Origin of the sequence: Haliea sp. E17 (assembly GCF_048323675.1) — a bacterium.
In the GTDB taxonomy this organism is placed as follows: Bacteria; Pseudomonadota; Gammaproteobacteria; order Pseudomonadales; family Halieaceae; genus Mangrovimicrobium.
This window is the reverse complement of record NZ_JBLWFK010000002.1, coordinates 305,413-326,888: the sequence shown is the minus strand read 5'-3', so window position 1 is coordinate 326,888 and position 21,476 is coordinate 305,413. Positions and strand designations below refer to the sequence as shown.

The window sequence follows — 21,476 nt, the reverse complement described above, 5'->3', positions numbered from 1 at the left end:
GGAGAATGCCCCTGGCACTAGGTGCCCGGCAACGCCAGCCGCGGTTCCCCGCAAAAGCTCGGGAAACACACACAATCCGACTGCCTGAGATTTTGAAATCCGAAAGCGAAACAGGCACGCTGGCCCGGGACACGGTGACGGGGGAATCACTGTGTAAACGAAGTTGACGGCATACCGCTCACCGCCGGGTCAGGCCTCAAACGCTATTGCGTACCGCCGCCAGCACTTCCCGCACGAACAGCCCTGGGCCCTGTCGCTCGAGTTCCGGGTGAAACCCAGGGCCGACGACGACGAAGCGCTCGATACCCAGACGGTGGAGTTGCAGCAGGCGTTCGACACAGTGCTCGGGTGAGCCGACAATGGCAAAGCGGCGCACGAAATCAAAATCCAGTTGCGCGCCGCCGAGACGGTCATGGGCTTCCACGTCACCGTGGACGGTCATGTCATAGCCCGCGCGAATCTTTGCCAGGTTCTCCGCGTCATTTTCGCTGCGCGGGCCCGCCGCTTCCCCCAGCATGATCTGGAAGCGCGCCAGCGGCGCGACAAAGCTGGTTGCGGCTTCGCGCACAGCCTCGAGGTCCGGGTGGCAGACGACGATCACCTGGATGCCATAGCTGACGCCGTCCGCCGGCATACCCGCCTCGGCGCGCGCCCGCCGCGCGGTCTCCAGGGCCCACTGCACACGCTCCGGGATGGCTCCCACGCTGAACGTCACACGCTCAGCTATGCATGCGGCCATGCGAATGACCTTGGGGCCGGTGGCGGCAACGTCGAGAGGCACCTTGGGCAAGTCCCCCGGCAACCATTTAAGCCGGGCCTGTTCCGGGCGATGGCCCAGCGACAGGGTTTCCACGGAGCCCGCCGCCTGCAGATCACCGGCCGCGGTGAAATCCACCGCCCCGCCGGACAGCAATGTCTGCAGATCGCACAGGGTGGATTCGAAGGTCGACAACGGCGAGGGGGCCCGCCCCAGGTAGGCGAGCGCCGAATCCCCGCGGCCGATACCCAGCACCGCGCGCCCTCCGGCTATCGACTGGATAGTGGCCGCGCAGGCAGCAGTTACCGCGGGGTGGCGGGTCAGCGGGTTGGTCACGCCGGTGGAGAGCTGCAGGCGCTCCGTGGCGATGGCCCACGCCCCCATCAAGGCCCAGGGATCGGCGCTCAGCGACTGCGAGTCCATGAACATCTGCCCATCCCAGCCTTCGGCTTCCCGCTGCCGGGCCAGATCCGCACTGGTCCCCTGGACGGAACCCCCTGCACACCAGAATTCAATCATTGCTACCTGCCGTCACGTTTATATTTATTGGGCGCAATGCCGTCGCCTGCCGGCACATGTCGAGCGCCCAGCATAACCCAGATGCAATGGGTCCTTGAATAACCGGCAGGCGTTGAGTCATCGAACGCGCAACCGGGGATGGCGGAAAATCACCCGGTGGCAAAGCGCGCCTGTCAGAAGGGCGTTTTCGGCGTCGCGACGCTCCACGGCCACCCATTCTTTTCTAGACTTTTCACAGTCTCTGGGTGATAAATTGACGGGCGGGAACTATTCCCCTGCAAACCATAAATCGCTCAACAGGGATACCGATGCGCCTGATACTACTGGCACTGATTCTCTCCGTTTCCGCCTCGCTGCACGCCCAATCTTCCGAGTCCGCCAGTACCGCCCGGGGCGCCGTCGACATCAACCCGGAACTGCAGAATCTCGATCCGGGCCTGGACGACGCGGTGCACGTCGCGTCGGTCAAACTGGATGGCGCAACCCTGTTCCGTCTTCGCGGCATCTCCGCGGTGCCGGCCAGTACCCGCGTGTCGCGGGTGACCGCCAATATTATCGCCGCTGCCGACGACTCCGCCATTGACCCCAGTGCGGGTCATGTGGAACAGAAGGACGGGCGCACCAGCCTGTACATCGGCACCCAGTTCATTACCTATCTGTTCCCAGCGGACGCTGCGCTGGAAGAGGTGCCACTGGATATTCTCGCCGAGGCCATCCTGCAGCGTACCGGCCAGGCGATCAGCGATTACCGCGAGGCGCGCAGCCCCCGGCGCCTGATGGTCGCCACCGGTGTACTGCTGGCAATGACGCTGGCCGGCCTGCTGCTTGGCTACGCGGTCATCCTGCTGTTCCGCTGGTTGCTGAAACTGGTGGAAAGGTCGGTCAAGCAGCGCATCGAGAATATCGAGCGCGCCTCCCACCGCGTGATCGACGCCGCCCAGTTGTGGGAGTTCGTGGCCAGCCTCCTGCGCGGCGTGCGCGCGCTCGCCCTGGTAGCGATCGCCCTGACCTGGATGAACTCCGCACTCGGCCTGTATCCGTGGACGCGCCCCTTCGCCACCAGCATCTTCCACCTGGTGCTCAACCCCTTGAAGGAAATCGGCACCGGCATACTCGATTCACTGCCGGACCTCGCCTTCCTGGTGATTCTCACCTTTGTTGTGCGCTTTATTCTCAAGGCGACCAAAACCTTCTTCGTGCGCGTCGACCGCGGCTGGATACGGCTGTCCAATTTCGATCGCGACTGGGCGCTGCCGACCTACCGGATTCTCAGGATACTGATCGTGGCCTTCGCGCTGGTGGTCGCCTACCCCTATATTCCCGGCTCCCAGTCGGATGCCTTCAAGGGTGTGAGCATTTTCCTCGGTGTCGTCTTCTCGATCGGTTCGTCATCGTTCATTGCCAACATGATCGCCGGCTACAGCCTCACCTACCGCGGGGCATTTCGCGAGGGCGACCGGGTGCGCATCGGCGAGTTCGTCGGCGAGGTGGTAAATGTGCGCTCCCTGAGCACCCAGTTGCGCTCCATGAAGAACGAGGACGTCAACATTCCCAACTCCGAAGTGCTGGCCTCCGCGGTGGTCAACTACAGCACCTTTTCCCGGCAGCAGGGCATCATCCTGCACACCGACGTGGGCATCGGTTACGACACGCCCTGGCGACAGGTGGAGGCGATGCTATTGATGGCGGCCGGGCGCACCCCGGGGCTGGAACAGGAGCCGCCGCCCTTCGTGCTGCAAACCGCCATGGGGGATTTTACCGTGGTCTACCAGTTGAACGCGTTCTGCAAGGACCCGACCAGCATGCCGCGCCTGTACAGCGCGCTGCACGCCAATATCCAGGACGTGTTCAACGAATACGGGGTGCAGATCATGTCGCCCAACTACGAGGCGGACCCGCAGGACGCCAAAATCGTCGCCAGGGAGAACTGGTATCCGGCGCCGGCACAGGCACCGGATGCAGCGGCCGAAGACAAGGGCTGATCAGAAACTGATCACCCCTTCATCGGAAGGAATCAGGTCAACGTCTTCGACAACCTCGCCGGCCGGCTCGAGCGGTCGGCTGGCGCCCGGGGCTGACCTGGCGGGCAACGCACTGGATATTGCGCGATCGATCGCCTGCCGGAACTGCGCCGCCAGGGCGGTTTCGGGCGCAACCACGTCGAAGCCGTGGAACGCACCGGGAACCACCAGCAATTCGGTGGGTATGCCGGCGGCCACGAGGCGCCGGGCAAAGGCAATATTTTCGTCGGCGAACAGGTCGACACTGCCTACCGCGATAAAGGTCGGGGGCAATTCCCGCAGGTCGCTCACCCGCGCCGGGACGGCACCTGCCGGAACCACCTCCGACCCCGCCGGCACACCGAGCAGCGCGCTCCAGGCGAAGCGGTTGGATTCGGCATTCCACAGGTAGCGGCCGACCCAGGGGGGAACCGGGACTGCGCTGCCGGTGCGGTCATCGAGCATCGGGTAGACCAGGATCTGCTTGTGGACCGGCAGTTCACCGCGATCCCGGGCGGCGATCGCCAGCATCGCCGCATGGCCTCCGCCGGAGCTCTCCCCCATCAGCATGATGAGATCCGGATTGACGCCCAATTCGGCGGCATTGCGGTGCAGCCAGCGCAGCGCGCTGTAGTTGTCTTCGAGGGCCCCGGGGAACGGGGTCTCGGGGGCCAGCCGGTAGTCCACCGATACCACCACGCAATCGTGCCTGAGCGCCAGTTCCTGCAGGCTGCGCATGCCGGCGAGCGCGGAACCGGCGACATAACCTCCGCCGTGAAAATGCAGGATCGCGGGTTTCGAGGCGCCGGGCCGGGTACCGATCATATACACCCTGACGTCCGGGGCGCCGCCCTCGCCGGGTACCGTGGCCTCGCGGACTTCGGGAAAGGCCAGCGGTTCGGCGGCGAAAGCCGCGACCCCGGCACGCAGCTGCACCAGGCTGCTGTCATTCAACACCTGGTCGTCGGTGCGCTCGAGCAGCAGGGCATCGGCCGCCGGGCGCAATTCGCTGGCCACATAGGCCAGCGGATCGAATACCCGGGCGTTCACCGGCGCCAGCGCCGCCGGGCTTGTCACTTCCGGTTGCGTCGTCGTACAGCCACCGAGCAGGTCCAGCATCCCCACTGCGACCAGACCCCAGACCACACTCCGGCCAATACCCGGCTTAACGTTCCCAGACCGCATTCTGGCCCCCGTAAAAATTGCGCAATTCTGCCCACTGAGCGCCCCCTGATCAAGCCAATCCGGGAAACCACTGCTGCGCGTCGGGGCTCAGGCCCTGATACAGGCCGGTTTGTTATTGCGGCAGGCGCTGCAAGTGCCCATTGCCGGCATCGAGAGGCTCGCCCCCCCGCTCCAGCAACAGGCGTTTGCGGTAGGCGCTCGGCGAGTCATGCAGTAGGGCCCTGAAGGACTTGGCGAAGGCGGACTGGCTCCTGTACCCCACCGCCATGGCGATCTCGACGATCGGCACGGTATCATCCTCCAGCAACTCGATCGCCTTGAACAGGCGGCAGCGCAGGCGGAACTCCTCCCAGCTCATGCCCATTTTCTCCGCGAACCTGCGCCGCAGGGTGCGCGTGGACATGCCGACGACGCCGCAGACCTCCTCCAGGGTCACCGAGGCCAGGTGATCGACGGTGAATTCCATGATGCGCTTGATGCGCGGGTCGTCGGATACCGGCAGGACGAGCTCGGCGTGCTGCGCCAGCCAGTCCTTGCACAGCAGGGCAAAGGTGGTGAAGAACGACCGGCCGGTGGGGTCCTCGTAGCCTTCGAGGATCGGCCAGCGCATCGACTCGAGGATCATTTCCCGCATCAGTGGCGGGACATGAATGATGCTGAGGCGATCGGTACTGGCCTCGACCATGCCATCGCGCAGGAACACCGAGCCGGAACCACCGCCCTTGAGCCAGGTGCGGTGCTCGGTGCCCGCAGGTATCCACACCCCGTACTGGTGCGGCACCAGGTAGCGGGCGTTTTCATCCTCCACCTCGATGTAGCCTTCAAAGGCATACTGGAACTGGTGCATGTCGTGGACATGCCAGCCGGTGTCCATTTCCAGCCCGCTGCTGAGGTGGGAGCCGCCAACGAGGTCGAGGCCGGACTGGTCGAGAGAAATAAGATTCATCATGGTGCCTGCTTTTGGCCGATCAGGAACAAATTATGGCCTTTAAGCACAAGACTGCCAAATCCGATTCGACCTAGACTAAACCCTTACTGGTTGGATACCTTAGCCACTGCCAGCAACACCCCTGTTCCGGGCCGCAAGGCCGGGGGCTACAGTCAAACTTGTTGAGGAGTAATAACAATGGACATGAACGATTTGGTACTGGTCAGTGTCGATGACCACCTTGTCGAGCCGCCGGACCTGTTCAAGGGCCACCTGAGCGGCGCCGATCTCGAAAGCGCCCCCCAGTTTCACACCACCGCCACCGGCACCAACCACTGGACCTACCAGGGCAAAACCATGGCCAATGCGGGCCTCAACGCGGTTGTAGGCCGGGTGCCCGAAGAGTACGGCATGGAGCCCACCTCCCTGGCGCAGATGCGCAAAGGCTGCTGGGACGCGAAAGCGCGCCTCGATGACATGAATATCAGCGGTGTCGCCGCCTCCATGAACTTCGGCAGCATCGGCGGCTTCGACGGCAGCGTCTGCTTCCACGCGGCGCCTGACAAGGCCCTCGCCCTCAAGCACCTGCGTGCCTACAACGACTGGCACATTCACGAGTGGTGCGCCACCGACCCGAGCCGTTTCATCCCGCTGGGTATCCTGCCGACCTGGGACATGGACGCCACCGTCGCCGAACTCAAGCGCCTGGCCGACCTGGGCTGCCACGCGATTTCCATCACCGAGAACCCGACCAAGATCGGCCTGCCCAGCATTCACGACGAATACTGGAACCCCATGTGGAAAGCCCTGGTCGACAACGAAATTACCAGCTGCCTGCACATCGGCTCCGGCAACCCGACGCCCATCGCCTCCATGGACACCCCGATCGAGGCCTGGATCACCACCATGCCCATGTCGATCGCCGTCGGTGCTTCCGACTGGCTGCAACTGGAGGCCCTGCTGAAGTACCCGGAGCTGCGCGTATTCCTGTCCGAGAGCGGTATCGGCTGGGTGCCCTACTTCATGGAACGTGCCGACTTTGCCCACTCCCGCCATACCGCCTGGACCCACAGCAACTACAACGGCATGAAGCCCAGCGAAGTGTTCAAACGCCACTTCATGACCTGCTTCATCGACGACGCCTTCGGCCTGAAGAGCCTGGAGGATGTGGGCGAGGATATGGTCGCCTTCGAGACCGACTACCCGCACTCCGATGCGCTGTGGCCGGACGTACCTGAGCACCTGGTGAAATCCCTCACCGGCCTCTCCGACGCGCAGATCGACAAGGTGACCCACCTCAACGCCTGCCGCTGGCTGCGCCACGACCTGTTCAAGACCTACAAGCGCGAAGAACTGACCGTGGGCGCCCTGCGCGCCAGGGCAACCGACGTGGACACCACGCCGATCTCCACCGGCGGCAACAAACCGCTGGCTGAAGGTGAAGCCCCACGCCGCATCACTTCCGGCGACATCATGAAGATGATGCAGCGCCAGACTGACGACGCGGAAGCGGTGGAAGCGGACAAGGCTGCTGCGGAGGCCTGAGTATCAGGCCTGCCGTAAGGCTTGCGAGAAAAAAGGGGAGTCGCCTACCAGCGCTCCCCTTTTTGATTTGCAACGAAAGGCCGTTCGTAGGAGGGATCCTTCCCATCCCAGCGGGCTTTCAGAAAGCCCTTCACCGGATCTGAATACACCCACTGCGCACTGCCGTCGAGTGTCATCTCGATGGTGCACTTGCGAGTGTGCATGCGCCACTCGCCGTTGCGCCTTTCCAACCGGTCGAGGTAGCGGCCGCAGGCCATGCTGGTTTTCTCGCCGTCCTTCCAGAACAGGCCGCCGATGACATAGGACTCGCAGTGGGCGGTATCGCCGTCGATCTCGCAGAGGTGGTTGGTGATGTTGTGGCTGGTCATCAGGAAACCTCCCCGATGGCCGGCGTTGGCGCGCTCCGCGTAGTCCGGCACGGCGGTGATGATCGGGCCGTGCTCGTCGACACCGTCCTCCCACCAGCAACTGTTGATCTGTGCCACGTCCTGGCGATCCCTGGCGCGGCTTTCGCGCTGGATACAGTCGAGGATGTCCTGGCGGTCCTGCAAGCGCTGCACCTGCGCCCGGAGGGCGCGCAATTCCTGTTCGAGGTTCATGGCCAGCCCCTCAGCGAATGATTCTGTCGAATTGCTCGATGGGCCACACCCCGTGCAGGTCGCGGTAGGACACCGGTTGCCGGTCGCCCTCGTCCCTGATCCCGTACTTCAGTGCCAGTTCCGCTCCGATGACCGCCTTGCCGCTGTTGGCCATGCGCTCCGGGTCCTGGTGCATGGCCCAGATGATGTGACCGCTAAACTCTGGCGTCTCCATGTTTTCGCGCAGGGCGTTGAAGCGCTCCGGATCGATATCCGCCAGTACCTGCACCCGCTCGGTGAGCACGGTGCCCATCCAGATAGAGACGGTAGCCACGTCGTAGTCGCGAAAATCCACTGCCATGTCAGCCGCCAGTTTGTCGAGCCCCGCCTTGTGTACCCCGTAGACCGGCCCGAACACGTAGTGCGCGGCGCCGGAGGCCGAGGTGAACGCGACCAGGCTGCCCGGGGTGCGGGTCAACAGGGGCGCCGCGTACCAGCAGGCGGCATAGGTCCCGTAGAGGCCGACGTCGAGCATGCCGACCTGGTCTAGGCGTTTCTCCCAGAAGGGCACGGGCAGCATCATTTCGTCGTGCACCGCAAAGGCGTTGTTGACCAGGATATCCAGTCGCCCCTGCTCTGATTCGACCTGTTGGAACAGGGCCTCGATCTGGCCGAAGTCGCTGTGGTCGACGCGTACGGCTATGCCCTTGCCGCCCGCTGCTGTGACCGCCTCGGCGGTTGCGTAGATGGTGCCGGGAAGCGGCGCGTCGCCGGCTTTTTCCGAACGACCGGTGACGTACACCGTGCAGCCGTGGCTGCCGAGGGCGATGGCGATGCCGCGGCCGGCGCCGCGGCTGGCGCCGGTGACCACCGCGACGGGGGCGGGACTGTTCATAGGCATTACCTTGTTATTTTGGGGTTGGTATTGCGGACCCTTGCTAGCTCGCCTGCATATGCCAGGCAACGAGCTTGTTGCCGGTGGGATCGCGCAGGTAGGCGGCATAACTGCCCGGCAGCGCGTCGCGCGGACCGGGGGCGCCTTCGTCGCTGCCGCCCGCCGCCAGCCCGGCCGCGTGGAAGGCATCCACCGCTTCCGGCGAGGGCGCAGTCAAGCCGATGGTGCCGCCGTTGGCAAAGGTGGCCGGTTCGCCATTGCGCGGCGTCATGATCAGCAGCATGCCGGTTTCAGTGATATAAAAAACACTGGAACTGTCGGGAGACTCGGCTCCGGGTTTATAGCCGAGAGCGCCGAGGACGGCGTCGTAAAAGGTTTTTGCAGCGGGAATATCGTTGGCGCCGAGACAGATGTGGCTGAACATGGTGGGAGGCCTCCTGATGCCGGTGGTTGGGGCGATTCGGGTTTTATTGCAAGTACATTCTTTCCCGCAAATGCGCCCCGGGCAAGCAGCAATTATGCTAACAAACTGACGAATTATTCAGTAGAAACCGCCGGCATTCAAGTGGACCGGGCAGATTATCCAGCCTGCTGGGCCATTCCCGCGAAATCATGACACCCACATGCTGCGAATAGACAACAATGGTGTACATAACAAAAGCACGGTACTATCACTACCACCCCTCAGCCCCCACCTGCTACAGGTTACGCGGCTGGCTAGTCCGCCGCGGGGATAGCTGCGGCACAATAATAATTCGAGGTAAACATGCAAGACCATTCGAGCGCACCCGCAGGCGCCAGGACAGCAATCCCCTACCCCTCCACGGCAATCGGCTGGTACTCCACCATACTGCTCGCCCTGCTCTACTGGTTGTCACTGCTGGACCGTTCGATCATTTCCCTCATGGTGGACCCGATCAAGAACGACATCGGTATCAGCGATGTGCAGTTCGGCATGCTGCACGGACTGGCCTTCGCGATTACGTTTTCCGTCTTCGGCCTGCTAGCGGGCACTCTCGCGGACCGCTTCAGCCGCCGCTTTATCATTTTCGTCAGCGTCGCGGTCTGGTCGCTGGCCACCGCGGCCTGTGGCGCCGCCAAGAACTTCAGCCACCTGCTGCTGGCACGGGTTGGCGTCGGCGCCGGGGAAGCCGGCCTGAACCCCTGTGCTACCTCGATGATTACCGACATGTTCCCTGCCAAAAAACTCACCCTGGCGCTGGCGATCTACGCCCTCGGCGCCTCCGCCGGCGTCGGCTGCTCCTTCCTCTTCGGCGGCATGCTGATCGAAGCGGTGTCCACCCTCGACGCGATTACCCTGCCGCTGGTCGGTGAGGTGCGTCCCTGGCAGGCGGTGTTCTACATCATCGGCGTACCCGGAATCTTTATTTCGGTGCTCGCGTTCAGCATGCCCGAACCGAAGCGGCGCGGAGTGCGCGAAGCCGCCACCGACCGGTCACTGCTGCAAAGCGTATTTTCCGGCTACCCCGACCTCATCCGCTTTATCCGGTCGCGCGGCAGGTTTTTCCTCTGCCACTACCTGGGCTTCGGCCTGGCCTCGATCGGGTTTACCGGCGGCCAGGCCTGGTACGCCGCACACATGGCGCGCACCTTCGGCTGGAGTCCTGGGGAGATCGGGCTGGGTCTTGGCCTGGCGATGATCATCGGTGGCTTTGCCGGCAAGTTCGTCTGCGGCTTCAGCGTCAACGCCCTCTTCGCCCGCGGCTACAAGGACGCCCAGTTCCGCTGGTTTGCCTTGTGCCTGGTCCTGGCGACCCCGCTCGCCGTCATCGCCACCACCAGCGACAACCCCTGGGTGTTCCTGGTGGCGATCTGCCTGTTCATGTTCCTGCTATCGCCGTTCACCGCCATCTACGTGTCCTCGCTCAACCTGGTGACGCCGAACGAATTGCGCGGCGCCGGCGTCGCCTTTTTCGCGGCAACAGTGGGCTTGATCGCGCTGTCGCTGGGCCCGATCGTCATCGCCCTGTTTTCTGACTACGTCTACGGCGGCAATGCGATCGGTTACGGTATCGGCAGCGTAGCGGCGATTGCCTGCCCGCTAGCGGCGGGCTTTCTCTGGTGGGGACGCCGTGCGATGCACGATGCCGTCACCGCGGCGGAACAATGGAGTGAGGATTAAGGCCGGCAGCGCTCCCGCGCCGCCGATTTTATAGTTTCCAAACGATCACCGCGCGAAAGCAGCGCCCGCAGCGCTTACTGGATGGGATCGTTCCCCGCCACGGAGGTGCGGTGCATCATGCGACCGGAGTTCCTGTCATAGGGCACGACGCGGTGAAGTGATCCGCAGTTGTTCCAGACCACGAAGTCCCCCTGCGACCAGTCGTGGCGATAGGTGAATTCCCTCTGCCCCGCCCACTCGAGCAGGCGCAGCAACAGGGCGCGCCCTTCGGCGAGAGACAGTTGCGTTACGCGGTCCGCATGGGTGCCGACGAGCAGCGACTTGCGGCCATTGGCGTGATTCCACACCAGGGGGTGCTCCTGCTGTTTCTTGATACCCTGGAAACTCTCCGGCGTTACGTCGAGTTCCAGTACCGGCCGCACCGCCGAGTACACACTGTGCAGAACAGTGAGCCCTTCCAGCGCGGCCTTTTCCTCTTCGGGCAGGTGCTCGTAGGCCGCAAAGAGGTTGGAGAACTCGGTTTGCCCGCCCTTCGCGGAGGGGCGAATACAGGACAGCAATGAGGCCTTGGAAGGCGGAAATTCCTCCATCACCCCGTCCATGTGCCAGAAGAAAGTGCCGAGGACGTATTCCGGTGAAGTGTTGAGGTTCGGATCGAGGGTGATCTTGTAGATATCCGAATTTTCTTCTGCGACCAGTTGCTTGACGAAGTTGTAGCGCTCCCCCAGCAGGTCGGTGAACGTGAGCTGTTCCGCTTCGCTGAGGCCGATTTCCGGGAACACCAGGACAATCCGCTCATCGAGCAGGTTGAGGCATTCGCGCACAAAATCCGGGTCTGCCATATCGGCACGGGTGGCCTGCACGCGCGCGCCGATCAGGGGCTTGGCCTCCTCGTAATGAATGCTTGTCGTGCGGCTGTCGTCGCGAGCCGTGGCCTGGGATTCCATCTGCGGTGCCTCCTCCCGGTTCTGCTGCCGGGAAATGAATGGGGATTATTTACTGAACATCCGTTCAGTTTATGCTGGAGACCCGGGCGCCGTCAACATGGCCGCAATTGCTCAGGCCTTTGCCTCCTGCAGAGATGCCAGCCAGCGCTCGACGAAGGCATTGGCCTGCGAGTGGCCGCTGGAAATACCGAGACGCTCTTCCATCACGATCGTTCTCGCAATGCCGATGATCACCACTGCCAGTGCTTCCGCCGTGGGCTGGTCGCCGTCACCCAACTGTTCGCCGCACAGTCGCTCGAACAGTTCGACGCGCTTTTTCCTTGCCTGCCGGGTAAAGCGGGCGAATTCCTTGCGCACGGCCTCCCGGTGGTTCGCCAGCGCCATGAACTCCACCGCCATCGCGGTCGCCTGGCTGTTCTTGTAGGAAGCCCACAGCGAGAGCAGGGAATCCGGCGCGTCGCCGGCGGCATCGAGTCGTTCCAGCTGGCTGGCAACCGAGCGCTTGAACAGGGCGACGAAGAGATCGTCGGTAGTGGGAAAGTAGTAATGCACCAGCGGGGCCTTGAGCCCTGCCTCGGTGGCGACCCGCCGGGTGCTGACCGCACCGTAACCCTCATCCAGCATCAGTTTTTCGGTGGCATCGAGAATCAACTTGCGGGAAATATCGCCCTTTTTTTGCGGCTGCACGGCAGTGGCCGCCTTCGGCGCGGTGTTTCTGGCAGGTTTGGGCGCTGGCGCTAAACTGGATTTTTTACTCACTGTCCTTCTCACGTTAACTGGCTATCAGGCCCGCAGGCACGCTCGTTTAATGTACCCGGATGAAATCACTCCCGAGGTGCGCAACACAAGCCCCACTTATGAACAGGCTTGTACAGAAGGCAGCATAACCAGTATGATCCGCAAATTACTGAACACATGTATAGTTTAATACAAGACCGTCACCGCAAACAGTCAACAATATTCGCGGTCATTCATTTTCAATCTGCCATTCCAGGAGTATTACTATGCCAACACCCCGCAAAGTCGCCGTCGTTACCGGCGCCGCCCGTGGTCTCGGCCGCGCCATCAGCCAACGCCTCGCCGAGGACGACATCGATATCGCGGTGTGGGACCTCAACCTCGAGGGCGCCGAGGAAACCGCGAAGATGGTCGCGGAGATGGGCGTGAAAACCGTTGCCTGCAAGGTGGACACGTCATCTGCAGCGGATATTGCCGCCGCAGTACAGAAAACCCACGATGCCCTGGGCAAGGTTAGCATCCTGGTGAACAACGCCGCCCTCTCTCCCTTCTGCAAGTTCGAGGAATTGACCGAAGAGGCCTGGGACAGCCTGATGGCGATCAACCTGAAGGGCCCCTTCCTGTGCACCAAGGCTGTGATCGAGGACATGAAGGAAGCGGGCTGGGGGCGGATCGTCAACATCTCCTCGTCCTCCGCCCAGACCGGCGCCAGCAGCATGGCGCACTACGCGGCATCCAAGGGCGGGGTGATCGGTTTTACCAAGGCACTGGCGCTCGAATATGCCACCCGCGGCATCACGGTGAACAACGTACCGCCGAACTTCATCAACACGGAGGGGCTGCGCGAGGCACCGGTGGATGTGGAGGCCTTCGCCCAGAACAGTGCGCCGATGAAGCGCACCGGCAAGCCGCGCAACATTGCCGCGGCGGTGGCGTTCCTGGCTTCGGATGACGCCGACTACATCACCGGGCATACGCTCGGGGTGAATGGCGGGCGTTACTGCAACTGAGCGGGACCCGCACTGACCGGGGTCAGAGTCGTGACTCCGACCCCTCCATTCCCAGTCCTCTGCCGTGCGAAACTGCAGGTAGGGGAAAATATCCGGGGGTTTTTATGCGGCAGTGCTATTCAGGAAGTCCCTTACCCGCTCCCTCAGCAGTTTCCCCAACACATCCGCGCGCCCCTCGATTCGCGTCACCGGCCCGCCCAGGGCAATGGAGTAGCGCCGGCCGCCATACGCAAAGGGCACGGCAATCCCCGCCACACCCGGCGCAAACATACCAAGGTTCAGATACCAGCCCTGCGCCGCCTGTGCCTGCAGGTCGGCCTGTACTTCCTCGGCTGACATGAAGCTCTGCTCCTCGTAGTGCTGATAATCGATGCGGCCGAGGATTGCGCGCAGTTCCTCGGGGGAATACTGGGCGAGGATGGCCTTGCCGGCGGAGGCGACGTGAATCGGCAGGCGCTGGCCAATGTTGGCGATAAAGCGAATGTCCGCGGAGGACTCCACGACGTCGAGGAATACCACGGAACTGCCTTCCGCGGCCGCGAGGCAGGCCGTCTCGCCGGTTGCGTGGGCCAGGTCCTCGAGTAACTCGTGGAGGGAGGGCGGCAGGGGCTGGGAATCGGCAACGACACGGGCGAGGTCCATCCATCGGGTTGTCGGGTAGTAGCCGCCGCGCGCCGCTGGCTGGTAGAGATAGCCCTCGTCCACCATGGTCGCGACGATATTGAACACGCTGGAGCGGGGCCAGCCCATGGCCTCGACGATCTCCCGCACGGAGAGCGGACGGCCCACCTCCGCGAAGTATTCCATCAGGCGGAAGAGGTTGGCTATCTGCTTGACCTGCATTGACACCTCCCTGAAACAGGATCACTATAGTCCAGTATTAGAAATTTAAATGTCCAATATTTTGGACTTTATTCCAACTGGAGCCCGCTGGCAAGCGCGGCTCGCAAATAAGTATAAGGAGTACAGCATGGCCATCGGCACGGTCCTCGACCCCACTGCGCTACAACGCGAAGACATCACCTCCCCCGGCCCGGACGCCGGCCCCCTGGCGGGCAAGACCATCGGTTTCCGCCTGGACGAGATCTGGCGTGCCTGGGACTGGATGACGGAATACTGGGCGGACGAGTTCAGGAAACTCGGCGCCGAGGTGAAATTCTGGCGCTCCCACCAGGGACGTACCGGTGAGGCGGGCGAGAAAATCGCCGCGGAACTCAACGAGTTCCTCGCATCCATCGACATCGCGGTGGTCGGTCTCGCCAACTGCGGCTCCTGCACCGGCTGGACCATCCGCGATTCCCTGGTCGCGGCCAATACCGGCATTCCCACCACCGCGGTCTGCACCGAGGTGTTCCTGGAACTTGCGCAAAACCTCGCCCGCCGCGGCGGTCGCTCTGGCCTGCGCCTGCACGTCCTGCCCTACCCGCTCAACGAAAAAGAGCGCGAGGAAGTGGACCAGGTGGCCCACGAGCACCTCCAAGGGCTGATGGACACCATGGGCGTTGCCCTCACCATGCCGAAGGAGGCAGCGCAATGAGCCGCACCATCCGCAGCAGCGCCAGCGCCACCAGCGAAAAAGTCGTCAACCTCCGCGATTGCGGCCCCGAGGGTTGCGACATCGACTGGCTCTCCAGCCAGAAGGTGGAAACCGAGATCGACGACGTCATGGAGTTCACCCGCTTCGCCCTGGAGCAGGGCTGGGGTGACGGTCTGCCCCTGATCCCGCCAACCGAGGCCCGGGTGCACGAATTCCTCGGCAAGAACAACCGCTACGCGGACGAGGTGATCTGTACCCTGCCCCCCGCGGACGGTGAATGCACGGTGGAGAAAATCGCCATCAACGCGGTGATGGCCGGCGCCCGCGCCGAATCCCTGCCGCTGATCATCGCGGCGCTGGAAGCGATGGCGGAACCGGACTTCGAACTGTTCGGCCAGAACACCACCACTGCGCCGGTGTACCCGCTGGTGCTGGTCAACGGCCCCATCCGCAACAAACTGGATATTCCCTACCGCCACGGCTGCCTCGGCGGCGCGCGCACCGACGCCACCGCCATCGGCCGCGCAATCCGCCTGATCATCCGTAACGTCGCGGGGCAGGAGGCGAACGTCACCTCCCAGACAACCTTCGGTTCTCCCGGCCGTATCAGTGGCATGCTGTTCGGCGAGTGGGAAGAGCGCTCGCCCTGGGCGCCACTGGCGGAGCGCCGCGGCGTGAAGGGCGACGCTGTCTCGGTCTACGGCACCATGGGCACCATGAACGTGCTCGACACCACCTCCCAGGACCCGCTGGAGTTCCTCGAGATGACTGGCAAGTCCATGGGCTATATCGGCGCCAACGGCCTCTCCCCGGCGATGCCCTTCGCAGAGATGATGATCGCCATCAACCCGGTATGGGCGGAGCTGATTCACGCGAAGATTCCCAGCATGGAAGACATTCAGGAAGTGCTGTGGAAATTCGCCAGCACCGATGCCGATTACCTGACCCCCAAGCACCGCCAGCAACTGGAAGCCCAGGACCGGATCATCAACGGCCGCGCCTATATCTCGGTGGAACCCAAGGACGTTCTCGTTGTAGTCTGCGGCGGCACCGGCGGGCTGCACGCCACCGGCTTCCACAGCTTCGGCAGCTGCCTCACCCAGACCAGGGCACTGGTGCCCGGCCCCGATGCGGCGACTGAATAAAAGGTAAGGAAAATGGCAGACATTCGTTTTGAAAAAATCTCTGAAAACCTCGGCGCGTATGTCTACGTCGCGCCGGAAGATGTCGTGGCCGACGGCATTCCGGACCGCATCCTCGACGCCCTGACCGAGTACGGCGTGCTGGTGTTCCCCCGGCTCAACCTCAGCGACGAGCTGATGGTCGCCCTCACCAGCCAACTCGGCGACATCGAGACCCCGGTGGCCACCGCCGACGGTTCGGCGCCGAGCACCAAGGGCATCTACCGCATCGCCCTGGACAAGACCGACAAGAGCCAGCGCGAATACGTGGTGGGCAACAACTGGTGGCACATGGACGGCACCTCCTACGAGGTCCCCGGCAAGGCCACCCTGCTGAAGTGCGAGCAGCCGCCCTCGGCCGGCGGCAATACCGAGTTCGCCCATCTGTTCGCGGCCTGGGAAGCCATGCCTGCGGAGAAACAGGCGCAGCTCGAGGGCCTGCACGTGGTGCACTGCCTGGAGGCGGTCGGGCGCAGGATGAACCCAACCCCCGACGCGGACGATCTCGCGCGCTGGGACAAGGTGTTCCCGAAAACCGAGCACCCGCTGGTCTGGCACCAGAAGAGCGGCCGCACCTCGCTGGTCATCGGTTCCACCGCCTGGGGCATCCGTGAACTGGGCGAGGACGAGGGCAAGGCTCTGCTGGAGGAGCTGGTCGACTACTGCACCGGCGACGAGTTTACCTACAGCCACACGTGGCAAAAGGGCGACCTCGTGATCTGGAACAACCCCGGCCTGCTGCACCGCTCGCAGCCCTATACCGAAGACTCCGGGCGCTTGATGCACCGCACCACTATCAAGGGCGCCGAGGCGATCGCCTGAGCCTGCCGGCAGCCCGCCTCCGGGTCAGGGGTTCCCTCCGTCCGGGGTCAGAGTCATGACTCTGACCCCTTTCCTGCGAACTCAACCCAGCCGTGAAACAATCTGTGGCATTTCCGCCGAGGTGCGGATACCCGGCGCGGCAGCGCAGACGTAAGGCACGCAGTTGACACAGCGTTGCGCCGTATACCCCGCCATCACCAGCGGCATTTCCTCGGCGCTGCAATCCACCGGCATACCGATATAGATATCCAGCGGGGTGTCGCCCTGCAGCTGTACGCGCCAGCCGTTCTCACGAATATTCCAGTCGCTGTCGAGATCGGTGGTGCAGAACCAGTTGGCGCGGAAACGCACCAGCGGCTGCCCATTGCGCATCCCGGCAACGGTGAAACGCATTGCCGCCACAGTACCCGCCTCGATCGCGCGCCCACCCATCAGGGGAATCCTCTGTTTTGCCACGGCATTTTCCGCGGTGGTCTGGATGTCGTCGAGTTGCAGGCCCAGGGCATCGGCCACCACGCCCAGCGACTGGCCGAAATTGGCCGTCATGTGGTGTACCAGGTGGGGATTGGATGCCTCTTCGGGCGTTCCGCCGTAGCGCAGTACATCGAGCAGCATTTCATCGGAACAGCTCGCGGTCATGTCCGCGAACTCGTCGATGGTCAGGCAGTCGAGGCGGCGCGAGAGCGAGGTCAGCACCAGCGGAAACGCTTCGGTGATAAACCCGGGACTGACGCCGGAGCTGTGGATGGTCGCGCCGCCCCGCTCGCAGGCAGCCTCTACCCGCTGGCGCAGCTCCTGGTCCATCCGCGGCGGAAAGTGGAACTCGCCGCGGGACGTGACGATGTTGATGCCGGCTTCGAGCAGGGCGCAGATGTCATCTGCGTCATAGCCTTCCTGCATGTACATGACGCAGTCCGGCTGCAGCGCAATGATGTCGTCGACGCTGCGCGTTGTAGTGATTCCCAGTGACTCGACGCCACAGAGTTCACCGATATCCCTGCCCTCTTTTGCCGCTGAATGGACCCACATGCCCACGAGGTCCATGTCGGGGTGGTCGATGATCGCACGGGCACTGCTGGTACCCACACGGCCGGCGGACCACTGCACCACCCGGTAGCGTTTACCGGGCTGCGGCCGGGCGAGGGAATTCGTGGTACTGCTCATGTTCAGGGCTCCTGGTGTTATTGTTGATAGCGGAATCGTGCGGGTCAGCCTGCTGCTAGCGGGTGGGCGTCAACCAGACCTCGTCGACATTCACCCGCGGATGCTGGCTCAGCGCGTAGCAGATGGCGGCGGCGATGTCCGATGCCTGCATCACAGTCTCGTTGTGGAGATGTGACCGCATGGCCGCGCGCGCGGTTTCGTCGGTGATGGTCTCGGCAATTTCCGTTGCCGTAGCGCCGGGTTCGACGATGGTGACGCGGATGCCCCGGGAACCGACCTCCTTGCGCAGGCCGCCACAAAACGCGGTAATCGCGTGCTTGCTGGCGGCATAGGCGTTGTTGGTGGGCGCACCGCCGCCCTTTGCCGCATTGGAGCTTACCGTGACGATATGACCGGATTCGCGGGCCAGCATATCCGCCAGCACCGCCCGGCTCCAGTACATCGGGGCGAGTACGTTGACATCGAAGGTATCGCGCCAGTCCTGCGCGTCGCCGCCAGCGATGCCGCCTGGCCGAATGATACCGGCGTTGTTCACCAGGATATCGATCCTGCCGAAGTGTTCGATCACCGCGGCGACCACCGCCCCTGCCTGTACCTCGCTGGCCACGTCCGCTGCAAACGCGGCGGCTGCACCACCGGCAGTGTTGATTTCATCGCACAATGCGTCGAGGCGTTCCTGGCGACGTGCCACCAGCGCAACGCGCGCACCGGCGGCGCCGAGCATCAACGCGGTTGCCCTGCCAATTCCCGCCGACGCGCCAGTGACCAGCGCCACTGCGCCCTCCAGTCTTTGCATGTTCACGCCGGTGTCTCCTCCTTCGCGCGGGCCAACAGAATCGATCCTACACCGCTGTTCCACCGTTGATCCCCAACAACTGGGCGGTGATGTAGCCGGCGTCTTCAGACGCGAAAAATGCCACTGCCGCGGCCACTTCCTCCGCCCTGCCAATGCGGGGTATGGGATAGCTCGCGACCATCTGTTCCAGCGGCACCGGAAATTGTCCCCCGTCGATGGCGCGTCGGGCCATCGGCGTATCGATCAGGCCCGGGGCCACCGCGTTGACCGTGATCCCCTTGCGCCCGACCTCCAGCGCCAGGGAACGGGTCATGGCGATAATTCCGCCTTTTGACGCAGCATAATGCACCATTTTCGGCCCGCCGGACTGCGCCGCGAATGACGAAAAATTAATGATGCGCCCCCAGCCCTGCGCCTCCATATCGGGCAACACTGCCTGGGTAACGTGATAGGTGCCGGTCAGGTTGACATCCAGCATGCGCGACCAGACCTCCGGTCCGATCTCCGCGAACAGGGTAAAGTCCTCCACCCCGGCGTTGTTGACCAGCACGCCAAGCGGACCAAAGGCGCTGCGCAACGCGGTCACGCCCTGCTCGACCTGCGCGCGGTCGGTAATATCGACAACCAGGGAGAGGGCTTGCCCGCCCTCGGCATTGATTTGCGCGGCAACCCGCTCCGCATTCTGCCCGTCGATATCCAGCACGCCCACGCGCATGCCATTGCGCGCCAGCCGGCGGGCGCAGGCCTCTCCCATGCCGCCGCCGGCACCAGTGACCAAAGCCGTTCGCGTTGTCGTCATACTCATTTCCTTTCATTATTTTGCGGTATGGATTGCTATTCAATGGCCGCCCGAAAGACGCCCCTGCCGTTTTCCCGATGGCGATGAGCCGGGGCGTACACGCGGCGCGCAACGCTGCAATCTGCTCGCAGCGGAAACGACCGGGTGTTGCGGCTTCAGACAATCTACTCCAGGGCTGCCGTTATTGAAACGCCCGGGGCGTTAATATAACCTTGCAATGACAGCAAAATACAAATCTCAGGCTCACAAATCCAGTAGCCGACCCGCAAGCCGGACTATCACAATAAAAGGCGGTAACCATGGTCAAGATCATCTACAAGGAAGCCGACGGCATTGAACATGTGCTAGATGTGCCCGAAGGCATGTCACTCATGCAGGCCGCGGTGGACAACGGCGTCCCCAGTATCATTGGCGAGTGTGGCGGGCAGATGGCTTGCGGCACCTGCCTGGTCTATGTCGATGCAGTCTGGCGGACCCAGACCGGGGAACCGGGCGACATGGAAGAAGCCACCCTCGAGTTGCACGCGGACAATCCCAACGCCGGAAAACGCCTGAGCTGCCAGATCAAGGCCACCCCGGAACTCGACGGGCTGGTGGTCCACCTGCCCGTAAGCCAGTATTGAGGTGGATCATGACTTCTATCACTGAGATGGACCTGCCGCTATTGCCGGTAGAGCGCCCGGAATTCCAGTCCGATCCCATGCCTTTTGTAGAACAGGCCCGGCAGCAACACCCGTGGCTGGCGCGTTTCAGCCAGGGTTATATCGTCCACGGCTACCAGGCGGTGAAGGACCTGGCCTTCATGGATGACAAACTGGAGATGGGGCTGGGGCACGTGGTGGATTTCTACCAGGTTCAGGGCACGCCCTGGGCGCGGTTCATGCTGGAGATGCTGCAGTCGCACACCGGCGCCGAACACGCGCGCCTGCGCGCCAGTGTCGCCCAGGCCTTTACCCCGCGCCGCGCCAACCAGGTGCGCCCGGTGATGCGCCGGGTGATCAGCGAGCTGCTGGATGACTGGGCGCCCCGCGGCAGTTTTGACTTCGCCGAGTTTGCCTCCTACTTCCCGATAGCAGTTCTGCTCGGCGTCCTCGGCGCCTCCACGGAAGGCATTCCGCGCATCCGCAATGCCATCGAGACCCACATGGCCTCGCTGACCATGGACAGCGCCTGTTATCCCGGTTTTGTCGACGCCTACGCCCTGCTGACCGACTACGTCGACGAGTTGATCGCCGCACGCGAACAGGCCGGCGCCGGCGATGTAAACGCCCTCCTCGACGCGCTGATCGCGACACGCAATGCGGGCAAGCTCAGTGATGTCGAGTTGCGCGACATGGTTCTGGTGCTGTTGATCGCCGGCTATGACACCTCCAAAAACATGCTGACCTTTACCCTCTACCGGCTGCTGGAACGCCCCGGGGACTGGCAGCGCTGCGCCGAAGATCCCGAATTCTGCGCCCGGGTCATCGAGGAAATGCTGCGCCATTCCAGCATCGCCACGGTATTTCGCAATGTGACGCAGGACTTCGACTACGAGGGCCACACCTTTCCCCGGGGCGCCATGGTCGCCTTTGCCATGCCGCTGGCCAACCGCGACCCACAGGCCTTCCCGGATCCCCTGGCCTTCGACCCGGAACGCAGGTTCGAAAATCGCCATCTGGCCTTCGGCCGCGGCGAGCACATCTGCCTCGGCCAGTTTCTCGCCCGGGCGCAACTGGAAGAGGGCCTGCACCTGATCGCCCAGCGCCTGCTCAACCCGCAGCGCAATGGCGAGATCAGCTGGCGCCCCTTTCTCGGCGCCTGGGGCCTGCGCAGCCTGCCGATCCAGTTCGACCAGGCCGGCCCGGTTCGCGGCGCGGCCTGAACCCCGCCGCGGCAAGCATCGACAAAGCCTGTATCCTCAACCATCATTGGGACAATCTCCCGGGGGTA

Annotated in this window: 21 protein-coding genes; 9 read left to right on the top strand and 12 right to left on the bottom strand. The window is 63.3% G+C overall.

Annotated elements, in window-relative coordinates; genetic code table 11:
• Positions 1–196 precede the first annotated feature (196 nt).
• The gene (locus tag ACNKU3_RS04610; RefSeq protein WP_418258242.1) at positions 197–1,276 is read right to left on the bottom strand and encodes an LLM class flavin-dependent oxidoreductase; all 1,080 of its coding nucleotides are present in this window, start codon (positions 1,274–1,276) and stop codon (positions 197–199) included.
• 308 nt (positions 1,277–1,584) lie between these two features.
• On the opposite strand from ACNKU3_RS04610, the gene ACNKU3_RS04605 reads away from it, so the two are divergent.
• Complete coding sequence (locus ACNKU3_RS04605) at positions 1,585–3,258, top strand: mechanosensitive ion channel family protein (protein ID WP_418258241.1); 1,674 nt, start codon at positions 1,585–1,587, stop codon at positions 3,256–3,258.
• Here the strand turns inward: ACNKU3_RS04605 and ACNKU3_RS04600 are convergent, their stop codons facing one another.
• On the bottom strand, positions 3,259–4,395 hold the full coding sequence (locus ACNKU3_RS04600) for an alpha/beta hydrolase (RefSeq protein ID WP_418258240.1): 1,137 nt from the start codon (positions 4,393–4,395) through the stop codon (positions 3,259–3,261).
• Between the two features lie 178 nt (positions 4,396–4,573).
• Positions 4,574–5,410, bottom strand: a complete 837-nt coding sequence (locus ACNKU3_RS04595) for a helix-turn-helix domain-containing protein (RefSeq protein WP_418258239.1) — start codon at positions 5,408–5,410, stop codon at positions 4,574–4,576.
• 183 nt (positions 5,411–5,593) lie between these two features.
• Between ACNKU3_RS04595 and ACNKU3_RS04590 the strand changes: the two genes are divergently transcribed.
• Entirely contained in the window at positions 5,594–6,934 is a 1,341-nt protein-coding gene (locus ACNKU3_RS04590; protein ID WP_418258238.1) for an amidohydrolase family protein, read from the top strand.
• A gap of 44 nt (positions 6,935–6,978) precedes the next feature.
• Here the strand turns inward: ACNKU3_RS04590 and ACNKU3_RS04585 are convergent, their stop codons facing one another.
• The 3 genes from ACNKU3_RS04585 to ACNKU3_RS04575 are packed head-to-tail and all read right to left on the bottom strand — an operon-like array spanning position 6,979 to position 8,831.
• Positions 6,979–7,533 carry a nuclear transport factor 2 family protein gene (locus tag ACNKU3_RS04585; RefSeq protein WP_418258237.1) on the bottom strand — a complete coding sequence of 185 codons (555 nt, stop codon included), beginning with the start codon at positions 7,531–7,533 and terminating at the stop codon, positions 6,979–6,981.
• A 10-nt stretch (positions 7,534–7,543) separates the two neighbouring features.
• A complete protein-coding gene (locus ACNKU3_RS04580; RefSeq protein ID WP_418258236.1) occupies positions 7,544–8,407 on the bottom strand; it encodes an SDR family NAD(P)-dependent oxidoreductase in 864 nt (287 codons plus the stop codon).
• Positions 8,408–8,450: 43 nt separating this feature from the next.
• Entirely contained in the window at positions 8,451–8,831 is a 381-nt protein-coding gene (locus ACNKU3_RS04575) for a VOC family protein (RefSeq protein ID WP_418258235.1), read from the bottom strand.
• A 342-nt stretch (positions 8,832–9,173) separates the two neighbouring features.
• Between ACNKU3_RS04575 and ACNKU3_RS04570 the strand changes: the two genes are divergently transcribed.
• A complete protein-coding gene (locus tag ACNKU3_RS04570; protein WP_418258234.1) occupies positions 9,174–10,550 on the top strand; it encodes an MFS transporter in 1,377 nt (458 codons plus the stop codon).
• A gap of 74 nt (positions 10,551–10,624) precedes the next feature.
• Here the strand turns inward: ACNKU3_RS04570 and ACNKU3_RS04565 are convergent, their stop codons facing one another.
• A complete protein-coding gene (locus ACNKU3_RS04565) occupies positions 10,625–11,497 on the bottom strand; it encodes a TauD/TfdA dioxygenase family protein (protein WP_418258233.1) in 873 nt (290 codons plus the stop codon).
• A 111-nt stretch (positions 11,498–11,608) separates the two neighbouring features.
• Positions 11,609–12,184 (bottom strand): TetR/AcrR family transcriptional regulator, encoded by a 576-nt coding sequence (locus tag ACNKU3_RS04560; protein WP_418258232.1) that lies wholly within the window; start codon positions 12,182–12,184, stop codon positions 11,609–11,611.
• Between the two features lie 317 nt (positions 12,185–12,501).
• Here ACNKU3_RS04560 and ACNKU3_RS04555 point away from each other — a divergent pair, with 317 nt between their 5' ends.
• Positions 12,502–13,245 (top strand): SDR family NAD(P)-dependent oxidoreductase, encoded by a 744-nt coding sequence (locus ACNKU3_RS04555; RefSeq protein ID WP_418258231.1) that lies wholly within the window; start codon positions 12,502–12,504, stop codon positions 13,243–13,245.
• 102 nt (positions 13,246–13,347) lie between these two features.
• On the opposite strand, the gene ACNKU3_RS04550 is transcribed toward ACNKU3_RS04555, so the two are convergent.
• Positions 13,348–14,088: an IclR family transcriptional regulator gene (locus ACNKU3_RS04550; RefSeq protein WP_418258230.1), complete on the bottom strand. Its 741-nt coding sequence runs from the start codon at positions 14,086–14,088 to the stop codon at positions 13,348–13,350.
• Positions 14,089–14,215: 127 nt separating this feature from the next.
• Here ACNKU3_RS04550 and ACNKU3_RS04545 point away from each other — a divergent pair, with 127 nt between their 5' ends.
• The 3 genes from ACNKU3_RS04545 to ACNKU3_RS04535 are packed head-to-tail and all read left to right on the top strand — an operon-like array spanning position 14,216 to position 16,785.
• Positions 14,216–14,782, top strand: a complete 567-nt coding sequence (locus ACNKU3_RS04545) for a hypothetical protein (protein WP_418258229.1) — start codon at positions 14,216–14,218, stop codon at positions 14,780–14,782.
• Entirely contained in the window at positions 14,779–15,927 is a 1,149-nt protein-coding gene (locus ACNKU3_RS04540) for a hypothetical protein (RefSeq protein WP_418258228.1), read from the top strand. The genes ACNKU3_RS04545 and ACNKU3_RS04540 overlap by 4 nt, the downstream gene beginning before the upstream one ends.
• Before the next feature lie 12 nt (positions 15,928–15,939).
• Positions 15,940–16,785 (top strand): TauD/TfdA dioxygenase family protein, encoded by an 846-nt coding sequence (locus ACNKU3_RS04535; protein ID WP_418258227.1) that lies wholly within the window; start codon positions 15,940–15,942, stop codon positions 16,783–16,785.
• An 81-nt stretch (positions 16,786–16,866) separates the two neighbouring features.
• On the opposite strand, the gene ACNKU3_RS04530 is transcribed toward ACNKU3_RS04535, so the two are convergent.
• The 3 genes from ACNKU3_RS04530 to ACNKU3_RS04520 are packed head-to-tail and all read right to left on the bottom strand — an operon-like array spanning position 16,867 to position 19,544.
• Positions 16,867–17,949, bottom strand: a complete 1,083-nt coding sequence (locus ACNKU3_RS04530) for a hypothetical protein (protein ID WP_418258226.1) — start codon at positions 17,947–17,949, stop codon at positions 16,867–16,869.
• A 55-nt stretch (positions 17,950–18,004) separates the two neighbouring features.
• Complete coding sequence (locus tag ACNKU3_RS04525; protein ID WP_418259020.1) at positions 18,005–18,745, bottom strand: SDR family oxidoreductase; 741 nt, start codon at positions 18,743–18,745, stop codon at positions 18,005–18,007.
• Between the two features lie 46 nt (positions 18,746–18,791).
• Complete coding sequence (locus ACNKU3_RS04520; protein ID WP_418258225.1) at positions 18,792–19,544, bottom strand: SDR family NAD(P)-dependent oxidoreductase; 753 nt, start codon at positions 19,542–19,544, stop codon at positions 18,792–18,794.
• Between the two features lie 299 nt (positions 19,545–19,843).
• On the opposite strand from ACNKU3_RS04520, the gene ACNKU3_RS04515 reads away from it, so the two are divergent.
• Together ACNKU3_RS04515 and ACNKU3_RS04510 are read left to right on the top strand one after the other, a co-directional pair.
• The gene (locus ACNKU3_RS04515) at positions 19,844–20,167 is read left to right on the top strand and encodes a 2Fe-2S iron-sulfur cluster-binding protein (RefSeq protein WP_418258224.1); all 324 of its coding nucleotides are present in this window, start codon (positions 19,844–19,846) and stop codon (positions 20,165–20,167) included.
• Positions 20,168–20,175: 8 nt separating this feature from the next.
• Complete coding sequence (locus ACNKU3_RS04510) at positions 20,176–21,408, top strand: cytochrome P450 (RefSeq protein WP_418258223.1); 1,233 nt, start codon at positions 20,176–20,178, stop codon at positions 21,406–21,408.
• Positions 21,409–21,476: the final 68 nt, after the last annotated feature.

Coding starts and splice junctions, on each gene's coding strand:
- ACNKU3_RS04595 (WP_418258239.1), bottom strand. CDS start 5,410: ATGATGAATCTTATTTCTCTCGACCAGTCCGGCCTCGACCTCGTTGGC.
- ACNKU3_RS04610 (WP_418258242.1), bottom strand. CDS start 1,276: ATGATTGAATTCTGGTGTGCAGGGGGTTCCGTCCAGGGGACCAGTGCG.
- ACNKU3_RS04570 (WP_418258234.1), top strand. CDS start 9,174: ATGCAAGACCATTCGAGCGCACCCGCAGGCGCCAGGACAGCAATCCCC.
- ACNKU3_RS04600 (WP_418258240.1), bottom strand. CDS start 4,395: ATGCTGGACCTGCTCGGTGGCTGTACGACGACGCAACCGGAAGTGACA.
- ACNKU3_RS04515 (WP_418258224.1), top strand. CDS start 19,844: ATGGTCAAGATCATCTACAAGGAAGCCGACGGCATTGAACATGTGCTA.
- ACNKU3_RS04545 (WP_418258229.1), top strand. CDS start 14,216: ATGGCCATCGGCACGGTCCTCGACCCCACTGCGCTACAACGCGAAGAC.
- ACNKU3_RS04535 (WP_418258227.1), top strand. CDS start 15,940: ATGGCAGACATTCGTTTTGAAAAAATCTCTGAAAACCTCGGCGCGTAT.
- ACNKU3_RS04540 (WP_418258228.1), top strand. CDS start 14,779: ATGAGCCGCACCATCCGCAGCAGCGCCAGCGCCACCAGCGAAAAAGTC.
- ACNKU3_RS04575 (WP_418258235.1), bottom strand. CDS start 8,831: ATGTTCAGCCACATCTGTCTCGGCGCCAACGATATTCCCGCTGCAAAA.
- ACNKU3_RS04525 (WP_418259020.1), bottom strand. CDS start 18,745: ATGCAAAGACTGGAGGGCGCAGTGGCGCTGGTCACTGGCGCGTCGGCG.
- ACNKU3_RS04555 (WP_418258231.1), top strand. CDS start 12,502: ATGCCAACACCCCGCAAAGTCGCCGTCGTTACCGGCGCCGCCCGTGGT.
- ACNKU3_RS04565 (WP_418258233.1), bottom strand. CDS start 11,497: ATGGAATCCCAGGCCACGGCTCGCGACGACAGCCGCACGACAAGCATT.
- ACNKU3_RS04510 (WP_418258223.1), top strand. CDS start 20,176: ATGACTTCTATCACTGAGATGGACCTGCCGCTATTGCCGGTAGAGCGC.
- ACNKU3_RS04590 (WP_418258238.1), top strand. CDS start 5,594: ATGAACGATTTGGTACTGGTCAGTGTCGATGACCACCTTGTCGAGCCG.
- ACNKU3_RS04530 (WP_418258226.1), bottom strand. CDS start 17,949: ATGAGCAGTACCACGAATTCCCTCGCCCGGCCGCAGCCCGGTAAACGC.
- ACNKU3_RS04580 (WP_418258236.1), bottom strand. CDS start 8,407: ATGAACAGTCCCGCCCCCGTCGCGGTGGTCACCGGCGCCAGCCGCGGC.
- ACNKU3_RS04520 (WP_418258225.1), bottom strand. CDS start 19,544: ATGACGACAACGCGAACGGCTTTGGTCACTGGTGCCGGCGGCGGCATG.
- ACNKU3_RS04585 (WP_418258237.1), bottom strand. CDS start 7,533: ATGAACCTCGAACAGGAATTGCGCGCCCTCCGGGCGCAGGTGCAGCGC.
- ACNKU3_RS04550 (WP_418258230.1), bottom strand. CDS start 14,088: ATGCAGGTCAAGCAGATAGCCAACCTCTTCCGCCTGATGGAATACTTC.
- ACNKU3_RS04605 (WP_418258241.1), top strand. CDS start 1,585: ATGCGCCTGATACTACTGGCACTGATTCTCTCCGTTTCCGCCTCGCTG.